The sequence below is a fragment of the Sphingomonas sorbitolis genome, assembly GCF_036663875.1.
GTDB lineage: Bacteria > Pseudomonadota > Alphaproteobacteria > Sphingomonadales > Sphingomonadaceae > Sphingomonas.
Genome location: NZ_JAXOJS010000017.1, coordinates 1 through 19297, shown reverse-complemented (window position 1 = coordinate 19297; position 19297 = coordinate 1). Strand labels below are relative to the sequence as shown.

Below are 19297 nucleotides of genomic sequence, written 5' to 3'. Positions count from 1 at the left end.
CAAACCGCGTCAACAGTCCCAAGCGAAGAATGAGTGAAGGGCACGCTTATACGTTGACGAGTGTCAACGTGCGTGGTCTCTAGGGGCTATGCCCCGCCGACGGCTCCCCAAGCGCTTTCGCGCTATGAGGCTCCCGCCTCAAACTCCGGCCAGCATCTTGCTGCTGGACCACGTTTCGTAAGTGGCGATCTTCCGCTTTGCCGCAACCGTGATTTCGCGCTCCAAAGGGCGCTCGTCGGTTGCAGCTGCGGCCTATCGCGCAGGTGCAGAATTGCTGGATGAGCGGACGGGCGCCGTGCATGATTACACGCGCAAGTCCGACATCCAGCATAGCGAAATCATGGCGCCAGAGGGGGCGCCAGATTGGTCGCTGGATCGCGCCGAGCTGTGGAACGCGGTCGAGGCGGGCGAGCGGCGCAAGGACGCCCAGCTCGCCCGCGAGGTGCAGCTTGCTCTACCGCGCGAGTTGGACGCGGATCGGCAGATTGCGCTGCTTCGTGGCTTCGTCCGCGACGAGTTCGTGTCGCGGGGGATGGTGGCGGATTTCTCGCTGCACGATCACACCGGCAGCGACGGCCAGCCTCAGCCGCACGCGCATGTGATGCTCACCATGCGGTCGATCGACGAGACCGGGTTCGGACTGAAAGTGCGCGACTGGAACAGCGACGAGCTGCTGGTCCACTGGCGGGAGCAGTGGGCGCATCAGGCGAACGCGCAGCTCGCCGAGGCGGGTGAGGACACGCGGATCGATCACCGCACGCTCGCCGCGCAACGAGCGGACGCACAGGCTCACGCGTCGGCCGAGCCCGAAGGCGAGCGGCGCGATGCGCTGGAGGTGCGGGCAGCGGAGATGGATCGCGAGCCATCGCCTTACCTCCGGGCGTCCTGGTACATGGAGCAGAAGGCGCGCGCGTCGGCCGAAGCGGCAGGGACAGCGTATGAGCCGGTTACCGATCGCGGGGGCTGGCTAGCGGAGGTGCGGACGATCGCGGCCGAGCGGCTGGAGGCGGTGCGAGTGTTTGCACAGGACCTGGCGCAGCGGGCCTCTCAGACGTGGCGGCATTGGACAGGGCAGCAGGAGCCGCCGGGGCGCAGCGCTAGCGGCGATGCGCCCGATCGGTTGCAGCGGGGCAGAGAAGCCGCTCAGGTTGCTCAGGCGAGCCAGGACGGCGCTATGCCCACGTCTGCGGCCGAGCTGCTTCAACGTGCCAGTCAGGTCGCTCAGGCCGGGCAGGCGACGTCAGGCGCTGATCGTCTACAACGTGGCAGAGAGATCACTCAGGCTCAGGCTCAGGCTCAGGCGCCATCGCGCCCGAGTGACGGGCAGGGGCAGGAGTAAGGCAGCTGGGGGATAGTGATCGAGCTATTCTGAAGGAGGCGCCCAAAACTGGCGTTGCTTCCGCGCCGGCGTCAACGGCCTTCCATTCAACGAGTCCTTCGCCCGCAGCCGGCACATGAAGAGGGTGGGGCCACTCCTCCTTATCGGGCAACCGTCATCGAGGGGTGAACGGCACCTCGAATAGGCTGCATTGGCAGCGATGCCATTCACAGGGCGATCCTCCCTTGGCAATCCCTCCGCCACCGCGTCACCATATCACCCGCATCACGGCACCACCACATCACCGCATCACCGCATCACCGGAGAATGGCTAGAAAACTACTATATATCTGATGTATAGCATCACCTAAGTTTTGAAAAATGCGAACTCACTATGTGAGATCGCTTTTAAAACTCTTCTCAGTATGTAAATCGTTCCTATATACAGCATGGTCAACCTGAAAACGGTTGCCGTATGCACTTGAGTCGTTTTTTAGGATGTGAGACAAAGAGCCATCGCGAGACCAAGTGAAGACCGGCTTCCACCCCCGGACTTGATCACTGAAGCGCCTGTGTGATGCGACGGGCGTGAGGTTGAGCGAAGGGGGCGGCGTCCATAGCCGCCCCCGAATTAAAGGGCCGGTGTCCAAAGCTGGTGCTCGAATGCCTACCAGGGCTGGTGTCCAAAGCCAGCCCACCTTCGAAAGGGAATATGTGGCCAAGACACGGACCATTCTAGCACGACAGTTGGAAGCTAGGGCCAAGATATGGCCCGAAATCACCAATCACATGCTTTGGGATCGAACGGAGCGGGATGGGTTCGCTACCGTCCCTCGTGCCATGCCACTGATCATGAGCATCATGGACGGCCTTTCCGAAAAGGGTTTCCCCGTAGGGCAGACCTATTTCGAGATGTGGTGCCGACTGTACGACGAGCTGTTCCTGACTTTAAATAGGCCAGAGGAAATGGCTTTCTATGCGGGGTTTACAGGACAACGAGCAGTTCGCACTTGGAGAGATCGCGTAAAGCGCTTGGCCGAGCTTGGTTTCATCGACCTAAAGTCTGGTCCGCTGGGCGATATGTCCTATGCCGTGTTCTTCAACCCGTATCATATCATTAAGCGTGCCTATGTCCGAGGCGACGTTGCCGAGGACAAATATCGAGCGCTGGTTATTCGGGCCAATGAGATCGGAGCCTTCGATCTCGATGACATTGACGACAAAGGGGAGTTGATCCCTCCGCCGGTCGGTGAGGACGATGAAGAAGAGAAGCCAGCTCCTAAAAAGCGGATTCGGCTGAAGCGACCAGCGAAGGCCGCTTGATGACGCGAGAACGTAGCGGCCCTTTCGAGTTCGGCGAACTGCCAGTGGATCTTATAAACCGAATTCTCGACTTGGAACTCGATCCGGGAGTCGTTGTGATGCCTATCAACGCGCAAAAACATGCCTTGAAGCGGCATCCAGAGGAGTTTCCGGTCTATTTTCCGCACGTTGCAGCAGTCGTGCAATCCCCACTCTATGTCAGGGACGATTTTAAGAACGACGGCAAAATCGAGCTTGTAGGACAGCCGCTGGGGGCCCCTAACGCGCTTCTCGTCGCGATCGAGATCACCCTCGACGCGGCGGGGCGGTATAACGTGACGTCCTTCTATCCAATCTCTGAACAGAAAATCGCGAACCGGAGGGAAAAGGGAACCCTCAAGCTTATGTTCTGAGCGTATAAAAAGGGCCCCCTGCGCTAGCAGGAGGCCCTTGAGGTTTCTGGTGGCGTCAGCCGGGGTGCCCAAACCCGGATCACTTCACCCCCGAAGGAGCTACTGTACCGCACGAACCGCAGCCCATGTGGTGTGTGAGGAGGCTGTTCTCACCTCTGAAGCCTTACCGTCCCTACATGGCGGCCACTTGATAAAGAGTCAACTTACAGTTGAATGATAAGATCCTGACAGCGGAGATCCAGCCACAGCCTTCCCAGCTTGTTGCGATCATATCGCGTGCGCCCCCGGCCGTGACCACGCAGAATGCGCTAGCTTACAGTCTAACCGAACGAACCGAGAACAACATTGCTGAGCCTTTTTAGGAGTGCTACTACATCTAGTTCTATGTACGCCTGTTAGGGACAATCCCTGGTGATGAAGCACGTATCTACCATCATCGGCGCTAAGGCAGCTCAGACTAGCTACTATGCCGAGGAACAGGCTCGTCGCATCGGCCTGCCGTTCACACATATGGTGACGATCAATTATGCTCGGACGGCGATCAGCCCTCGCGAGGCAACGGCATCATTCTCCCGACTCAGGCGCTCGCATTTCAATAAATGGGCCACGCGTCCAAGTCGTACTAGTGGGATGGCCTTTGCTCCGACCTATGCCTTCGCCTTTGAAAATGTGCGGGACGGTCGAGCCTTCATGACCATCGAGCCGGGCGACCCGCACAATGTGCATGTCCACTGGGCAGTCCACATTCCAGCAACGCGATTTGCGGATTTCGAGCGCCGCATCTGGTCATGGGTCGAGGCAACCGCAGGAGGTATTATCGGCGGAGCGGAGACGATTAACATTACCCGCAGCCGGGCGCACTTGGGGGGATACTTGGTGAAAGGCACGACAGCAGCCCTTGCCGAGTTTTACGCCCGTGGTCGGGAAGCAGAGCCTCAGGGGATCATCATAGGCCGGCGGGCGGATACCAGTCGCAATCTCGGTCCCAAGGCACGCAGGGCGCTCGATCGCGAGTTGGGTATAAACCGTCAGATGCCATCGCGGCGGTAAGAGTGAGCCAGCGTGGCAAAACGAACGATTGCACCGTTGCGACGGCAGCGTCTTACGGCTTTCCTAGATCGGGGCGGTCTGGCACCCATGACGAATGTATGGCTGGGGCTATCATCGTGTCACGCTCGATAATCTAATCGCGTTTGCCTGGTCGGCGCCGATGCGTGAGCTTGCAGCGCAAGTGGGCCTGTCGGACGTGGGCCTCAAGAAGTTGCTAAAATCGCATGGCGTATTTGGTCCCCCGCAAGGCCACTGGAACCGCGTTCATGCAGGACGATCGGTACCAGAGCCACCTGCGGCGCCGGCCCGTGGACCAGGAAAGCGTCCCTATATCCAAGTTGATCGTCGACTTGCCCATTTGCCCGAAGCCGCTTTTCCGTCGTCGGCTGGTCCCTTTGCATCGGCCAAGGTTCCTGAGAATCTAGAGGAGCTGCGCGCCAAGACATTGAAGGCGGTCGGCCGTCCTGCCTCTGCGGCGAAAATTACGAATCCGCATCCCGCGATCCGGATGTTGCTGGCGCAGGATGAAAAGGAGCAAGCGAAAGCAGCTGAGAACCGATGGCATACAGCCAACATCCTTTATGGCAGCCCGTTCGAGAAGCGGCGCCTCCGCATCCTCAACGCGTTGTTTCTGACACTCACCCGCCAGGGTCATGACGCCGGTTCTGATCGGCAGGACCATCACACCGAATTCTCGGCCTTCATCGGTGACACTCGCGTATCGGTGAACCTCGATGAAGCTGGCCGGAAAGCCAGCATCTACAATCGCTACACCGCGCCTCGTCCCGACCCGAAACGGTCGGCTTCTGTGAAGCTCAGGCTGACTGTAGGAAATGCGTCCTGGCAGGATGACGCCGCTGGTACGCTGGAGTCCAAAATCGCTGAGATTACGGCGGGTCTGATCGTCGAGGGCGAGCGGGCCTACCGGGAGCACTTACGCGAACTCGAGGAGCAGGCGGAGCGCGAGCGTGTCGCAGCCGAACGGCGCAGACAGGAACGACTGGCGAAGGCCAATGCTGATCGAAGTGCAGCCTTGATCGAGAGCGGTCGTTTATTGGCAGAGGCGGAAAACCTACGGAGCCTGACCGCGCGAGTGGCCATGGCTGTTGCCGACGGTCGGTTGGATATGTCAGCAACCCAGCTAGCTGAATGGCGCAATTGGGCCGACCAAGAAGCTGACAAGCTGGATCCGGTGATATCCGGGCAGGTTGAAGCGCACCTCTTGCCGCCAAATTGCGACTGACCTTACGTAGCGGTCGGTGTCAGACCACTCGGTTGTGACACCAAACGAGGCCTACCGGCATTATAGCGGCGGACTTCTCGCGCATCCGCAACGTCAACTTGGGACGGTTCACGATTGACCGGCTTATCTCGATTCTCGGCGTCTCGATCAGGAGGTTGAGGTGTCCAGTGTCGGTTCGACCGCGACCGCAGGAGATGATGCGGCTTGTAGCCCTGCCGGCTTAGCCCAGGATGTTCATGAAATATTCCTTGACCATCCCAGGCCGCACGCTCACAAACGAGTTTGAAAAAATCAACATGGGTGCATGATGCCGGTCTTAGTCGAAGCGTTGGCAGTACAGACGAGACTTGAAGAGATCGGCGTGAGCGTCGCCGATTTGATCGCCATTGCCCGATCGGCTGTCGGCGCTCGCCGTTCAGCGACGCTCGACCATCCAGCTACCGCCGCTGGTTTGCTCTCTTGGATCGAGGGCACCGGAACCATGCGCAATATTCTTGGCAGGAAGCGGTGGCAGCGTAGTCGTGAAAACGGGATCGAGAGCGTTTATAACCCTGAGAGCGGGGTGCGCATTGCCTTCCAGAATGCCGATCGTGCTGGCGAGGAGCATTACGATCCGCTCGCAACGTCAGACAAAGGGCCAGCGTCGGCACACTATGTCGCCTCCAACCAAGGCGAGTTGTTTCCCGAGATGGCGAAAGCAGAGGAGCGGCGTGCTAAAGCGGCTTGCTACTACCTGTTCGTCCAAGCGTGCGGGGATGATGTCAGGGTAGAGCTTTCTTTCCCGTGTGCGATCGAGGAACGCCAGTTTCTCGGCTTCCACGAGCGCATCATCATCGTCGGGCCGGGTGGTTGGGATATGGTGCAGATGCCTGATGACGAAGTCGGGCCTGATTTTGACGTCGATGTAACTCGCAGAGCCTAGTGACCGTCTAAATGTTCAATCCACAGCGCCTCATAATTGCGAGGCAACGGCGCCGTTTGTCGGCGAAAGAGCTCGCCGGACTCATCGGGCGGGTACCGCTGACCATCACGCGCCTTGAGCAAGGCGAATCCGAGCCGGAGCCAGAAACCGTTGACGCGCTCGCCCGTGTTCTAGAGTTTCCAAAGTCGTTCTTCTTTGCGGATGACTGTGAGCGCCTGACGGAAGGCGCGAGCTTTCGGAGCCTTACCGCCATGACCGCTCGCGAGCGCGATGCAGCTTTAGCGGCGGGGTCGATTGCCTTCGGCTTCTGTGACTGGATCGCGCATCGTTTCAACCGGCCAGAATGCCAGATACCGTTGCTCGATCCTGAAACACGCCCTGACCAGGCTGCCAGGATCGTTCGGCAGGAATGGGCTTTGGGCGAGGCGCCGATCTCCCACATGGTGAAGATGCTTGAAGCGAAGGGCGTCAGAGTTTTCTCTCTGGCCGAAACGACGCGCAGCATCGATGCTTTCTCGTGCTGGCGAGGGGACGTGCCCTACGTTTTTTTGAACCTCAACAAGTCGGCTGAGCGCACCCGCTTCGATGCAGCGCACGAGCTAGGCCATCTAGTGCTACATCGCCACGGGGGCGGTGTCGGCCGTGCAGCCGAGGTGGAAGCAAACACATTCGCATCCGCTCTTCTCATGCCGGAAGCGGATGTGCTCGCTCGGGTGCCGGGGGTGACAAGCCTTCAACAGCTAGTCCGGGCCAAGCAGCGCTGGAAGGTGTCCGTTGCGGCGCTCGCTTATCGCCTCAACAAGCTGGGACGCGTTTCCGACTGGCAGTATCGTGGCCTTTGTATCGAGATGCAGCAGAAGGGCTATACCAAGGTCGAGCCTGAGCCGATCGAACCCGAGCAGTCCGTGCTCTGGCAGAAAATTTTTGCGCAGTTGTGGAGCGAGCGTACGACCCGAGATCGGATTGCAAGCGAACTTGGACTTCCGATCGCTGAGCTGGATAACCTCGTGTTCGGCTTGACCGGAGGCGCTGCCCCCATTGCCGACGACCAGAAAGTATCAAGAGGTCCGCGTCTAGTATCGAGCATTCTATAGAGCTGCGGCAGCACTCATCGATCTTCAGCCTTAGGGATCGACGTCGTCGTTCATCGTTTTTAGCATTCCGAAATAGAAACGGACCCGGCCTACTGCCCTGAGAAAGGTGTATATACTTTCCGCGAGCAAAAATATGAGCACAGCCAAGCCGAAAGAGCGTGCTATCCATTTAGACCAACTAAGCGTCTCAGCAGTAATACTTGTTCGAGATTGAATGAATTCCGAAATCTTATGAAGATTAGCGTTTAAACCGTCTGATCCGATGAGCAACAACGTTAGAGATACAACTGCCGAGCCAATCGCCACAAGATTGAAGTAGGTGACGTTGTCGAACACCTCATCTGATAACTTAGACAGTCGCTTGAACCGAAGTTCATGTTCGATACTAGCGTACGTGGCTGGCTTCGTCAGACGATTTGCTACGAGATAGAACAATACGTTAAAGCTGAAGCCGACAAGAATGGCTTCCGCCGAAAGCGCACCTGCTAGAAAGTCGTTCGATGCCTCGCTTACTGTAGCACCTATAAATAAACCGAACATAACAAATAAAATAATAGTTCTAGCACGCCCGACACGATTGCTGCTCTCATACTCATAGTATGTAGAAGCGTCTCGACGGAATATCTCCGAAATGCTAAACATTTTCAGACTTAGCTAGGATCTCATCCATTAACATATTACGCATTGCAGTTTGCAATTGTGTAGGTTCAGGATGACCATGTAGGTCCATTCCTACAGAAACGTGAAATTGTGTGGCGTAATTACTATCATTTATGAAGTGATATCTGCGTTCCGCTCCGTCTATCTCAGCCAGAACAGTACAATTAATAACGTCACTGTCTGCAATTGACGTCAATCTATTTTCGCGTAAAATCTTAGCTACCTCTGTCTTAATTTTATCCTTTGGTCCATCAAATATAGAAAATAGACGTTTGCGTGTAGCTTCGGCGAAGTCATTTCCATCACCACTGCGCTTTAAAACAATCGTTGCCACGTTTCCGAAAGAATTAGCTGTTCCAGCATCTGAACCAGATTTCATGTATTCAACAGAAATCTCCTTAGCTTTTACTTTTTGAAAGGCCGTTGAGTTGTTCCTAAATGAATGGGACTCTACGCCTTTTTTATTTGAAAATGCTCGCGATATCGTATTCTTCAGGCCCGTATAGTCACCAAACTGACCCAGATATTGAGTAGCGACGTATACTCGTCCCTTAGGTTTTGACCAATACGCCATGAAATAGAAGGTTCTAAGGCTGGCGCTGTTATACGGTATTTCACCTTTTGCAGTGTTCTGATAAGTGTGACCGGTGTAAATCCCTTGATACGTTCCAAAGTATAAATTTGGTTCAATCTCGGTGAAATTATCTATTGGAACTGTTGGACTGAAACGTAGCTTGTCTACACCCTCTTGTGTTGACGTGTCGATCTTCGGCGTAGCTACGATTCGATCCATCGCCTCTTTGAATTCTGCGACAGAAAACGGCATATTCATGGGTTCGCCATCGCTATCTTCGACAACGCGTGTGAGATAGTGAAACGATACCGTCACTTTGTCTTTGCGATTTCGCCGCGCCAAATCAGCTTCTCCCCTGCTCCCGCTCAATAGCAGGCTAATGCGATCCTACGGCAAGTTCCATAGGGCGGAGCCGATCCGATTGCGGTGCAACAAAAGGTTGAAAACCGCCTGACCCGGCTGCTACCGCCTTTCCACTATTCCATATGTACGATAATGTCCTTTATCGGATATAGAAGGGGGTACGATGAAGGGCATGATAGATGGACCCGTTGTGATCGATCGCGACGAGGCAATCCGTGGGATGGTGGCGGGCAGCATCACCGTTCGGTCCGGAGGCGCGCTTTCGCTGCACGGCATGGTCAACGGCGACGTGACGATCGAGCTGGGTGGCCGGGCGGTCATCCACGGCATGGTGAATGGTGCGGTGGTCAACCAGGGCGGCCATGTCGAGGTCCACGGTATGGTCGATGCTGTGCGTGATGCTCCAGGTGCGAGGACGATGATCGCGGGTGGAGCATTGGTTAGGCAGCGGTAATGAACCAGCTTGTCCCCCTGCGTTCACCCGTGTCCGTGCTGCCGGCGCTGGTCGCGACGGCCGACGATCGTGCGCAGCTCCGTTTCCTGGAGTTTTTCGGGGTTACGATCCGAAACGCGCATACGCGTCGTGCCTATGCGCGGGCGGCGGGCGAGTTTTTGGCATGGTGCGAGATGCGCGGCGTGGCGTCGATCGCGGAAGTGGCCCCCCTCCATGTCGCGGCCTGGATCGAGCAGCTGGCGCTCGAGGTGAGCGTGCCGACCGTCAAGCAGCGCCTTGCCGGGGTCCGCCACCTGTTCGACTGGCTGGTCACCGGCCAGGTTATCTCGACGAACCCGGCCGCATCGGTGCGGGGCCCCGCGCACAGTGTTCGGCGCGGCAAGACGCCAGTGCTCGCGCCCGACGAGGCGCGGCGCCTGCTGGACGCCATCGACGTGACGACGCCGGCAGGCTTGCGGGATCGGGCGCTGATTGGGTTGATGGTCTATTCGTTTGCGCGGATCGGTGCCGCGCTGGGAATGCGCGTTGAAGACGTGTTCGTACAGAATCGGCGCCTTTGGGCGCGGCTGCATGAGAAAGGCGGCAAGCGGCACGAGATGCCGTGCCACCATAATCTGGAGGCATATCTCCACGCGTATCTCGACGGGTGCGATCTACGCGAGGATCGCAAAGGGCCATTGTTCCGAACGATCGGGCGCGGGACCGGGCGACTGAGCGAGACCCCCCTGCCCCAGGCCAATGCCTTTCAGATGGTGCGGCGCCGTGCGGCCGCAGCGGGAATCCAGACAGCGATCGGCAATCACTCGTTCCGAGCAACCGGCATCACTGCCTATCTCAAGAATGGTGGCACGCTGGAGAAGGCCGCGGTGATGGCGAACCATGCCTCAACACGCACTACTCAGCTCTATGATCGCCGTCATGACGATGTGACGCTGGATGAGGTCGAGCGAGTATTGATATAGCTGTCGCACGGAAATGTGTCCCTTTGCCGCTTTAACCTGCCTCGACGGCTCTCCTCCGGCTGACCCGCCGATTCTGCGCGGCAGCGGTGCTGCCCATGGGATCGATCAGTCGCTCATAACGGCCGAATAGGTGTTCAACGCGATCCCGGTCTGACGAAAACGGTTCGGAACGGTAAAGCTTGTCCACGGCCGTATCGAGTTTTGAATGAGCGGCCCGAAGATTTGGCGGCATGAACGTCGGATCATACAACGTCTCAAGGCTCAAGTTTGGCCATGCTCCACGCGCATCGAGCACGGCCTGTCCAAGTGACTCCAGCTTCGCAATTGCAGGTCGGGTCAGGTCGGGCCACGGGAAGGTATTGTAGACAAGGCCGATTGAGTATCGGAAGTCGCTCTTGATGCGACCGCCGATGTGGCTCAACCACGCCATGTGCATCTTGCTGGTGAGGATCGCGAAGTCGCTGACGGTCGCGTTCGGGATGAAGTTGCAGCTATCGTGCGCGATGTTTTCGGCGTCGTAGAAACCGAATGGCACGTAGTCGCGGCGTTGCGCTGAGTGCCTCGGCACAAGGATGAACCGATCCTCAGTGTGACGGATTTCGCCAAACAAGCCGGGATAGGCAGCCAGCTTGCGAGTAGCAGCGCGGGTGCTCTTGCCTCGATACTCCATGTTCTGCTTGATGCGCTCGGCGATGGGCACAATGTCGCGCAGCAAGCGCGGATCGGCGTCCTTCAGCCATAGGCAGTAGCGTGTCCCGCCGGAGATGGAGTCCTTTGAGCCCAGCAAGCGGCGGATTAGAGGAGCGGCTTCCGGGTGGGTGACGATCAGGGCAGACCGCTCCTCGGCCGACAGGATCAGGTTGCCATCGTCATTCGGCATGTTCCCGAACACGATCTCTGCGCGTGGCGTCAGGGGTGTTGTCGTCTCGACGACCACGAGATGCCGATTGTTGACGGTGCGCGCATCAAATAGGTAGGCGGTGAGGGCACGGTGCTCGGTCTCGACCGGATCGCCATTCGCGTCTGGGTAACTAAACAGGCGCTTCACCGGAGGCTCGACGTTCCGGTGAGTCAAGCCGACGATCACGACATGGACGTGGGCGGTGCCGCGCGCTTCGGTCTTCCAATTGAATGTGCGGTGAGCGAAGGCGATTTCCAGCCCGTGCCTATCAAATAGAACCGGCCAAAGCTGTGCCACTTGCTCGCCTTGGCAGATCGAATTGGTGGCGACGAATCCCATGCCGGTGTTGCGTCCACCGATATATGCGCCTGCCTTCACGAACCAGGCGGCCACATAATCGAGAGTACCGCCACTACCACCGAGGCCGGTAACCCGGTGGACTTGGGCACGCTGCTCGGGCGATTGCTTCTTAGCGCCGATGAAGGGCGGGTTGCCCATGACATAGGTACATTCGTCGGCTGGCAGTAGTTTTTCCCAATCCGTTTCCAGAGCATCGCCGTGCTGAATGTGCGGGCTTTCGGTGAGTGGGATGCGGGCGTAGGATTGGCCGAACGCCAGTGACAGTTCGTTGTTCGCTAGGTGATCCGTCATCCACATCGCGACCTCCGCGATTCGTGACGGGAACTCCTCAAGCTCGATGCCATAGAACTGGCTGACCGTGACAACGCTCAACGCGGCGATATCCAGATCGGTCTGCTGAACCGCCTCAAAATCGATCACGCCGGAGCGTTTACGCAGAGCTTGCAGCACATCAAGCTCTAGCCGCCGCAACTCGCGGTAAGCGATGACAAGGAAGTTGCCGCAACCGCATGCAGGGTCGAGAAACTTCATCGAACCAAGCCGTTCCTGAAACTTTCTCAAGAGCGTCTGTCGGTGCGTCTTGCGAGCCATCACTTGGGCGAAGTCGGCGCGCAGCTCGTCCATAAATAGCGGTCCGATGACCTTAAGGATGTTCGTTTCAGAGGTGTAGTGCGCGCCTTTCTTCCGACGCTCTTCCTTCTTCATCACCGACTGGAACAGCGATCCGAAGATGGCCGGGGACACCTTGGTCCAGTTGAACCGCGCCGCCTCAATCAGCGTAGCGCGCATCTTCTTATTGAAGGTCGGGGTACGAATATGACCGTCGAACAGACCACCATTAATGTAGGGAAATTGCGATAGTTCCAAGCGCAGGTTGGTTTGGCGCTGCGGAACGGCAGTATCGAGGATGTCAAAAAGCTCTATGAGCGCGCGCCCGGTGTCGCTGCCGTCTTCCTTGGTATCCTCCTCAAGCAGGTTGAGGAAAATATCCTTCGGCTCAAAGATGCCGGTATCGTCCGCGAACAGGCAGAACAGCAGGCGGACCAGCAATCTTTCAAGATCATGCCCGATGTACCCGCTCGCTTGAAGCTGGTCGTGCAAGCTACCCATAAGCTCGGCTGCATCAAAATCGACATCGGCCTGAACGCGGAACTGGCGCTGCCGCCCTAGCACGAACGAGAAGGCCTCGATCTTTTCGTGAAGCTCCGCCAGTGTGAAGTTGTCCTCCACGCCCGTTTCTAAATCGAGCAGCTTGAATGTCTGAAAGTCGCACGCGAGGATGTAGCGAGGCTGCTGATCCACTCGCAGCGCGTCGAAGTAGTCGAGCGCCTGCCCTTGTGCGGTGATCAGGTTCTTGCCCGCGCTCTTTTGTTCAATCAGTAGCGTTCCCGGCCAGAAAAGGTCGATGAAGCCATGCTTCGAGGAGAGTAGCTTTACGCGCTGCTCGTAGGTCGCCACCTGCTTGCGCCGGAGACCAAAAATTCCGAAAAACTCGTTATAAAACGTCTGGGTCTCGCCCTTTTCGTAATGGGCTTCCTTCCACTCCTCTGCGAACGCCTTTGCTCGTCCTTTGATTTCCAACCAAGTCAGAGCCATGCGGTCGCCGTCCCCCTAGACGATGAATGTGATAGCCGTGGGGTGTGCCGGCCTAAAACCCCGCTGTCTACCAACACGATCCTAATCGGAACGGACGCCGCCGCCCCTTCTCAGTCGAGCACTGTTCGAGACCCGCTTATAGCTCGCAGGGCTGGGTTGGTAGTGGATGGTGTATACGCCTATACGATATGGGATTACGTCGTTGTTGGAGCGATCAGGTACGGCGACAGCTCCCGTGTACGAAAGCCCCTTCCCTATCCATATATATTTGTATACGAGTATACCCCTATACTCGTAGGAGCGTATATGAAGGTTCTCGCCATTCTGTCGCAGAAGGGCGGTGTCGGTAAGACGACGCTTGCGACGTGCCTAGCCGTTGCGGCGGAGCAGGCCGGCAAGGAGGTTGCGATCATCGACCTAGACCCGCAGGCGACGGCATCGTTCTGGAAGGACGTGCGCCAGCTCGACACGCCGGCGGTCGCCTCGATTCAGCCGGTGCGGCTGGCGGCGATGCTCAAGGCTTGTGCCGACGCCGGCACCGACCTTGTGGTGATCGACGGCGCGGCCGTCGCGCGCGACGTGGCCTACGAAGCGGCGCGCCACGCCGACTTCATACTCGTGCCGACCAAGACCGCCGTGTTTGACACCATGAGCATGACGCACACGCTCGACGTGGTGCGTCAGCTAGATCGCGCCTTCGCCGTAGTGCTGACGTTCGTGCCGCCCCAAGGTCAGGAGACGAGCGACGCTATGAAGGCGGTAGAGGAGCTGGGAGCTGCGGTCTGCCCGGTGACGATCGGCAACCGCAAGGCGTTCTTCCGCGCGCAGGCGGTAGGGCAGGCGGTGCAAGAGTTCGAGCCGCACGGCCCGGCGGCAACCGAGATCAAGAAGCTATACGAGTATACAGCTATACGCTTGTACGACAAAGCGGGGGTGGCATGATGGCAAAACCGAACGCACTCCAGGCCGTCCTTGATCGCGCGAAGGCGGGCGGCGACACGCCGGCAGCGTCGGGGCCAGAAGTCACGGCACCCTCCGCCAAGCCCACGTCGAGCGGACGGCAGGGAACGAAGCTGATCGGTGGACATTTCGCGCCCGAGGTTAGCACCCAACTCCGCATTCTGGCGGCCGAGGAAGGGACGACGGTGCAGAATCTGCTCGCCGAGGCGCTGGATGATCTGTTCGTCAAGAAGGGCAGGGGGCGCGTCGCACGAAGCGTATAGCCGTATATATGTATACGGCTATACGCTTTGATATGGCCGTAGGTGGCGGTTTCGAGACGGGTAGCTTTCGGAGGATGAGGCCCTTGAGTAGAGCCTACTGCCGTTGCGCATAACGGCTACCTTAAGCGACTCCTGCTGTAGGTCGTGCTTTAAAAGTGAGTTTTGGGGTAGGGGCTCACCTTTTGGTCGGCGTGCTGAAAATCAACTAGGACCGGCAACTCGGGGATACCGCCGCGCAGCTTGGCGCGGCGTACAATGCTGTGCTGGTCGATCAGGTTCTGGGCGTCGCGCTTGCCGCTGGACGTTTTCGGGAACCAATGGAGCGCGACGCGCTCGACCTTGCGGCCCTTCTTGATCGGCGTGAACTCAACATAAAAGGGACAGAGCTTGTTGATTTCCCCGACCGCGACCTTGAGGCAGTATTTGTTAAGATCGGCGAAGCGTTCGAGCTTGCCTTCCGGCACGTTCAGCAAGCCGCGCAGCTCTTCGATCGTGAACTCTTCCTTCTGTTTGTATTCGAGGCCGATGCGGCGCTCGATCATTTCATAGAGGCAGAGAGCGTATTTCGATTCGAAGCAGTACATTACCTGCGTCTTGAGGCGGGCATAGACCTCACTGTTCCGCAGTATTTCGATTAGCTCCTCGGGAATCCGGTAGTGGAGGAAGCCGTCCTTTTCGACGCTTTCGTCACTGGGGCCGAGAAGCTGGACGCGGCGCTTGTAGCTCTTTCCGGCCTTGCGGATCGTTACGATCGCGATAGTGCCCATTAGACGCAGCAGCGAGCTTTCCACGCGCTCGTTGCCCTGGTGCGTCCCCTTCAAGGCCGTTTTTGTGATACGGTGAATGACGGGTTCGCCGATGCGTTCCCAGGCGTTGGCGATCAGCAGATTATAGATGCGGCGATCGGCGAGGGTGAGAGGACTTAGCTCGACGATGTCGACCAACTCGCCGGGCTTGACGATTTCGCCGTAATTGGCGGGATCAAACGGGTTGCCACGACCCTTCTGCGTCAACGTGCGGAAGGTCAGATCGACAGCGGCGGGCTGGGACGACATATGGCAAGTCCGGTGAGGAGGGGCGGATTAGCGGCTCACTTTAGCGTGAATTGTGAGCTTGGCAACTTCTCTAGCTCGCCGACGGGCAGGGAGACGGATACCCCAAAGCTCACCGTTGATCGGTCAAGACCAACTTCCTACCCAAAAGCTCACCCGACTCTGCCCCGACACTCACTTCAACCGACCCAAAAGCTCACTTTTCCGTACCCCAAAGCTCACGCTAATCCGCCCCAACACTCACTTTTCGAGGCTGTTTCTGGCGGAAATCCGGGGGTTTCGGGACCCTGAATCTTGAATCTAAGAAGAATATTAGAATCTGAACACGAAAGGTGAGCTTTTGGGTACCAAAACCTGTGGATAAGTCAGAGCCTTATTGATGCTTCACCGGCACATCTGTCGCAGCGTGGCAAACATCAGAGAGGAACGTCGAAAACGGAATCGGCCTATGGCCGATGAGCCTTTATTGGTCAGCGGCTACGCCGTCGACACCAAGGATGACCGGCACACCGAACCATATCCACCATCACCAAGACGAACCGTGCAAATGGCTTTTCAGTAGCCAAGTTCGATCGGCAGCTTATCCTTGCCTTACGACACGTGAAACCAAAGGTGAGGCGATACCCCAAAACTCACCTTTCGCTCTCCATCTGCATCAATTGCGGCAGTGTATAGGCGTATACAAAAGCCCACCGATGCTATCGGCCGACCGAAAGATTGACTGGCATGACGCGATTGATGCCGGCAAACGTCACGAACCCGGTGCGAGTGGGCAAGTTGCGAATTTCGGTCGCGAGTTGGACAGGTGAGCGGGTGTATTGGCTGGATAGCGAGGTGTTCTCGCCCTTGGACGTCCGGTTCTGCGACTGGCGATTAAGACTGCGAGCGGTTTGGGTGCGGGTTTCCTCGAACTCCGCCTCACCCAGCTCCTTAGCGACCTTCTCGGCAAGGTCGCTGGCGGTGCAACGTAGGAAGAGCCGGTTGGAGAAGCAGCCGAACAGGGTTTGCGCGGTTTCCCGACCGTAGCGTTCGACGAGCTGGCTCAAATCCTGGATCGCGGCGACCACCGCGACGTTGCTCTTGCGCAGGCGTGTTACCGCTTCCTTCAGCCCGACGATGGTGCCGATCGAGTCCAACTCGTCGATGATGATCCAGGTCCGGTGTGTGCCCGGCCGTTCGGCGCGTTCCAGCCCCGCTAGAACAAGCATATCGACCCAGGCAGCGATGGCCGGCCCCTGCGTGCCCTTTTCCATGTCGCGATAGGGAAGCCACAGCCAACGCCGATCGTCGCCGGTCATGTAGCTGCGCAGCGAGAAATCTCCGGACTTCCCGTATTTCCAGCTCGCCAGACGCTCGCCGAGATTGTTGCGGACGCTGACCAGGTAACGGTCGCCACCTTCCGCCAGCAACGAGGCGGCTGGCGTGCCTTCTAGGATCGGGGCAAGGGCAGTGGCCGACCAAGCCGTCGCGATCGTCAGCAGTTCTTGGTTGGTGGTCTCCGTGCCGACCTGTTCACAGATCGCGGTCAGGAAGGCTTGTGCTTTGCGAACCCACTCGCCCGACTCTCCGCTACCTATCGCCGGTACGCTAGCCGCGACGAACCGCGCCCATTCGGAAGGGCGGCGGACTTCGTTGCGCAAATCCCAGCCCAGCGAAGCGTCGTCACCAGACGACAGCACCAGGTCGTCGTCGCGGCGAAACGAGCGCGAGAGATCGTGACCGGCATCGATGACGATCGCGCGCTCCCCCCGGCGTCGGATGTCGCCGAGAAGCTGGCGGAGCGCCACGGTCTTGCCGGTTCCGGTGCTGGCACAGATTAGGCTATGCAGGGTCTCGACATCGGGTGGCATCGGCAGGCTGCCGAAGCGTATCAGGCCCAGGCGAGCGGCCTCGTCGCCGATCAGGTTCATGCGGGCGTCGGCAACTGCCTCCGCCTTCGTCAGTTCACGATCCTGTTTGCGAGCATCATCGAGGATGAAACGGACATCGGCACCACTCGGCTTGATGGCGGCGAGCGCGCGTTCGTCGCGCCGTCGTCGGCGATCGTCGGCCGGGTTGAGCGCGCGAGCGACCAGGGTAGCGGTGAACGCCGGCATGTCGGTGCGGGCGATGAGGGTGGTGCCGCGCATATGCCGACGGGTGACGGCCGGTTGTGGCGGCCGGGCAAACCAGAGGCTGTAGGCTACCCCCAGGGCGCAGAGCAGTCCCAAGGCTCCCGCAAGTGCCAGGGTGACGGTAACGGCTCTGATATAGGCTGGAGCGGCGGTATAGGCCCCAGCGAGGTAGAGATTCAGGTGCGACCAGAAGGCGAACCAGTGGGCGGGCTGGCCCTTGGCGCCGAAAGCGAACCCGATCCAAGCGGTCAGTGATCCAAAGCCAGTTACACCGGGTGCCATGCCAAGCTTGAGAAATCCGGCGACGAACGGGAAGATCAGCGTCGCCATTCCGGCGATGAGGAGCAGCGCCAACACGACCAGCCTGGCGATCCGAAGGCCCAGGCCCGGGCCGCCGGTCATCGGTCGTTGCTATCGGCTTGCGAGGGAAAGGGTATCGGGTCTGCCTGATCTTTTCGATCGAGCGGATGGCTACGAACCCACGACCAGCGCCAGTAGTCAAACTCCAGCAGAAAAGCCCTGATTTCGGACGCCTCCGGTTGCTCTTCCCAGTCCACGAGATCGCGGCAGCAGCGCAAAAACGTCTCGGCCGTCGGCTCACGATCCGATCTCATCAAATCCAGGACATCGTGAATGTAGTTGCGATATTGGCCAATTCCCTGTGGGCCATAATCCTTGAAATCGTCATAGCGACTGGAGCGTTCGAGCAATCTTTGCACGAGTGCGTCATGGCCATCGGCAAACCGGGGTCTGATCTCCTCGGGGTTCAGACCGATGGCCTGGCAGAATTCGAGAAATTCCGGTGTGCCCCAGTGATAATATCGCGTGACCTCTAGCCGATTGTAGGCGTCCGTTGCGGGGTGCGCAGGCAGATTGATCGGGTCAAACGTCGCTCCCTGCCTTCTCAGGTCGTGGAAAATGACCACCGGCTCGTTGCGCCATGGGGTAACCGCGACGCCGATACGATGCTCGCCAATCTCGAACTCGCGATATTGCCCATAATAGGGATCGGTGACGGGCGGGGTTTCGTAATTCGGGTGTTCCATGGCATCCAGTCCCCTGTCGAGAGCTTCCCGGATGATGCTGGACATATCCCGCAAACGGCTTTGGGATACGGAACAAACCTTTTCGTAGAGGTCATCACCGAGCCGTACGGAGATCGTATGCAGTTTCTTTCCGGTCATGGCGCTATCCTCTCGATGCTGCATCCGAGCGCAATGAAAGTCGCGTATTACACGAGGTTTTTAGCGTCTTACGCCGGTAGAAGACCGTTATGAGGTACCGTGGTTGCTCTCCTCGGCAGCCTTGGATTTGAGCCTTTCGATAAGGTCCGCGACCGCCTTTTTATCATGATCGCGCAGCGGTTCGGCTTCGAGGATAGCTAGGAGCCTACCTGCAAGGCTTGAGGATCGTAGCGCCTGAGAAATTACTGCTGCACCGACGATGATCTTCTGCCGAGTGTCTTCCGAGCGTGCCTTGTCTTTGAGGCGAGCGAGGTTTGCCTGAGCCTCGGCGATTTTCTGTTCGAGCGTAAGCGCCATATGCAATCTCCCGAGGGGTACAAGCTGTCATAGAACCACAAACCGCGTCAACAGTCCCAAGCGAAGAATGAGTGAAGGGCACGCTTATACGTTGACGAGTGTCAACGTGCGTGGTCTCTAGGGGCTATGCCCCGCCGACGGCTCCCCAAGCGCTT

18 protein-coding genes are annotated in these 19297 nt (G+C 58.2%); 11 read left to right on the top strand and 7 right to left on the bottom strand.

What is annotated here, in order from left to right:
* The first annotated feature begins 181 nt into the window (after positions 1-181).
* From mobQ to U1763_RS20980, 7 genes are all read left to right on the top strand, one after another.
* Positions 182-1339, top strand: a complete 1158-nt coding sequence (gene mobQ / locus U1763_RS21010) for a MobQ family relaxase (protein WP_332756856.1) — start codon at positions 182-184, stop codon at positions 1337-1339.
* Between the two features lie 831 nt (positions 1340-2170).
* Positions 2171-2641: a hypothetical protein gene (locus U1763_RS21005; protein ID WP_332756855.1), complete on the top strand. Its 471-nt coding sequence runs from the start codon at positions 2171-2173 to the stop codon at positions 2639-2641.
* Positions 2641-3033: a PBECR3 domain-containing polyvalent protein gene (locus tag U1763_RS21000; protein WP_332756854.1), complete on the top strand. Its 393-nt coding sequence runs from the start codon at positions 2641-2643 to the stop codon at positions 3031-3033. The genes U1763_RS21005 and U1763_RS21000 overlap by 1 nt, the downstream gene beginning before the upstream one ends.
* 411 nt (positions 3034-3444) lie before the next feature.
* The gene (locus U1763_RS20995) at positions 3445-4083 is read left to right on the top strand and encodes a hypothetical protein (RefSeq protein WP_332756853.1); all 639 of its coding nucleotides are present in this window, start codon (positions 3445-3447) and stop codon (positions 4081-4083) included.
* 94 nt (positions 4084-4177) lie between these two features.
* Positions 4178-5326 carry a hypothetical protein gene (locus U1763_RS20990; RefSeq protein ID WP_332756852.1) on the top strand — a complete coding sequence of 383 codons (1149 nt, stop codon included), beginning with the start codon at positions 4178-4180 and terminating at the stop codon, positions 5324-5326.
* Between the two features lie 304 nt (positions 5327-5630).
* Positions 5631-6248, top strand: a complete 618-nt coding sequence (locus U1763_RS20985) for a hypothetical protein (protein WP_332756851.1) — start codon at positions 5631-5633, stop codon at positions 6246-6248.
* Positions 6249-6259: 11 nt separating this feature from the next.
* Positions 6260-7342, top strand: coding sequence for a helix-turn-helix domain-containing protein (locus U1763_RS20980; protein ID WP_332756850.1), 1083 nt, complete (start codon positions 6260-6262; stop codon positions 7340-7342).
* Between the two features lie 30 nt (positions 7343-7372).
* On the opposite strand, the gene U1763_RS20975 is transcribed toward U1763_RS20980, so the two are convergent.
* The gene (locus U1763_RS20975; protein WP_332756849.1) at positions 7373-7882 is read right to left on the bottom strand and encodes a hypothetical protein; all 510 of its coding nucleotides are present in this window, start codon (positions 7880-7882) and stop codon (positions 7373-7375) included.
* Positions 7883-7976: 94 nt separating this feature from the next.
* Entirely contained in the window at positions 7977-8834 is an 858-nt protein-coding gene (locus U1763_RS20970; protein ID WP_332756848.1) for a hypothetical protein, read from the bottom strand.
* A 277-nt stretch (positions 8835-9111) separates the two neighbouring features.
* On the opposite strand from U1763_RS20970, the gene U1763_RS20965 reads away from it, so the two are divergent.
* Both U1763_RS20965 and U1763_RS20960 read left to right on the top strand, forming a co-directional pair.
* Positions 9112-9393, top strand: coding sequence for a hypothetical protein (locus tag U1763_RS20965; protein ID WP_332756847.1), 282 nt, complete (start codon positions 9112-9114; stop codon positions 9391-9393).
* Positions 9393-10355: a tyrosine-type recombinase/integrase gene (locus tag U1763_RS20960; RefSeq protein ID WP_332756846.1), complete on the top strand. Its 963-nt coding sequence runs from the start codon at positions 9393-9395 to the stop codon at positions 10353-10355. The genes U1763_RS20965 and U1763_RS20960 overlap by 1 nt, the downstream gene beginning before the upstream one ends.
* 31 nt (positions 10356-10386) lie before the next feature.
* On the opposite strand, the gene U1763_RS20955 is transcribed toward U1763_RS20960, so the two are convergent.
* Positions 10387-13212 carry a DNA methyltransferase gene (locus tag U1763_RS20955; RefSeq protein WP_332756845.1) on the bottom strand — a complete coding sequence of 942 codons (2826 nt, stop codon included), beginning with the start codon at positions 13210-13212 and terminating at the stop codon, positions 10387-10389.
* Between the two features lie 306 nt (positions 13213-13518).
* Between U1763_RS20955 and U1763_RS20950 the strand changes: the two genes are divergently transcribed.
* Together U1763_RS20950 and U1763_RS20945 are read left to right on the top strand one after the other, a co-directional pair.
* Positions 13519-14154 carry a nucleotide-binding protein gene (locus tag U1763_RS20950; protein ID WP_332756844.1) on the top strand — a complete coding sequence of 212 codons (636 nt, stop codon included), beginning with the start codon at positions 13519-13521 and terminating at the stop codon, positions 14152-14154.
* Positions 14154-14435: a ribbon-helix-helix domain-containing protein gene (locus U1763_RS20945; RefSeq protein WP_332756843.1), complete on the top strand. Its 282-nt coding sequence runs from the start codon at positions 14154-14156 to the stop codon at positions 14433-14435. Before U1763_RS20950 ends, U1763_RS20945 begins: the two co-directional genes overlap by 1 nt.
* Positions 14436-14584: 149 nt before the next feature.
* Here the strand turns inward: U1763_RS20945 and U1763_RS20940 are convergent, their stop codons facing one another.
* The 4 genes from U1763_RS20940 to U1763_RS20925 all read right to left on the bottom strand — a co-directional run bounded on the left by U1763_RS20940 (position 14585) and on the right by U1763_RS20925 (position 19142).
* Positions 14585-15490, bottom strand: a complete 906-nt coding sequence (locus tag U1763_RS20940) for a replication initiation protein (RefSeq protein WP_332756842.1) — start codon at positions 15488-15490, stop codon at positions 14585-14587.
* A gap of 695 nt (positions 15491-16185) precedes the next feature.
* Positions 16186-18003, bottom strand: a complete 1818-nt coding sequence (locus tag U1763_RS20935) for a type IV secretion system DNA-binding domain-containing protein (protein ID WP_332756841.1) — start codon at positions 18001-18003, stop codon at positions 16186-16188.
* Positions 18000-18785: a hypothetical protein gene (locus U1763_RS20930; protein ID WP_332756840.1), complete on the bottom strand. Its 786-nt coding sequence runs from the start codon at positions 18783-18785 to the stop codon at positions 18000-18002. Before U1763_RS20930 ends, U1763_RS20935 begins: the two co-directional genes overlap by 4 nt.
* An 87-nt stretch (positions 18786-18872) precedes the next feature.
* Positions 18873-19142: a mobilization protein gene (locus tag U1763_RS20925; RefSeq protein ID WP_332756839.1), complete on the bottom strand. Its 270-nt coding sequence runs from the start codon at positions 19140-19142 to the stop codon at positions 18873-18875.
* Between the last annotated feature and the right edge of the window lie 155 nt (positions 19143-19297).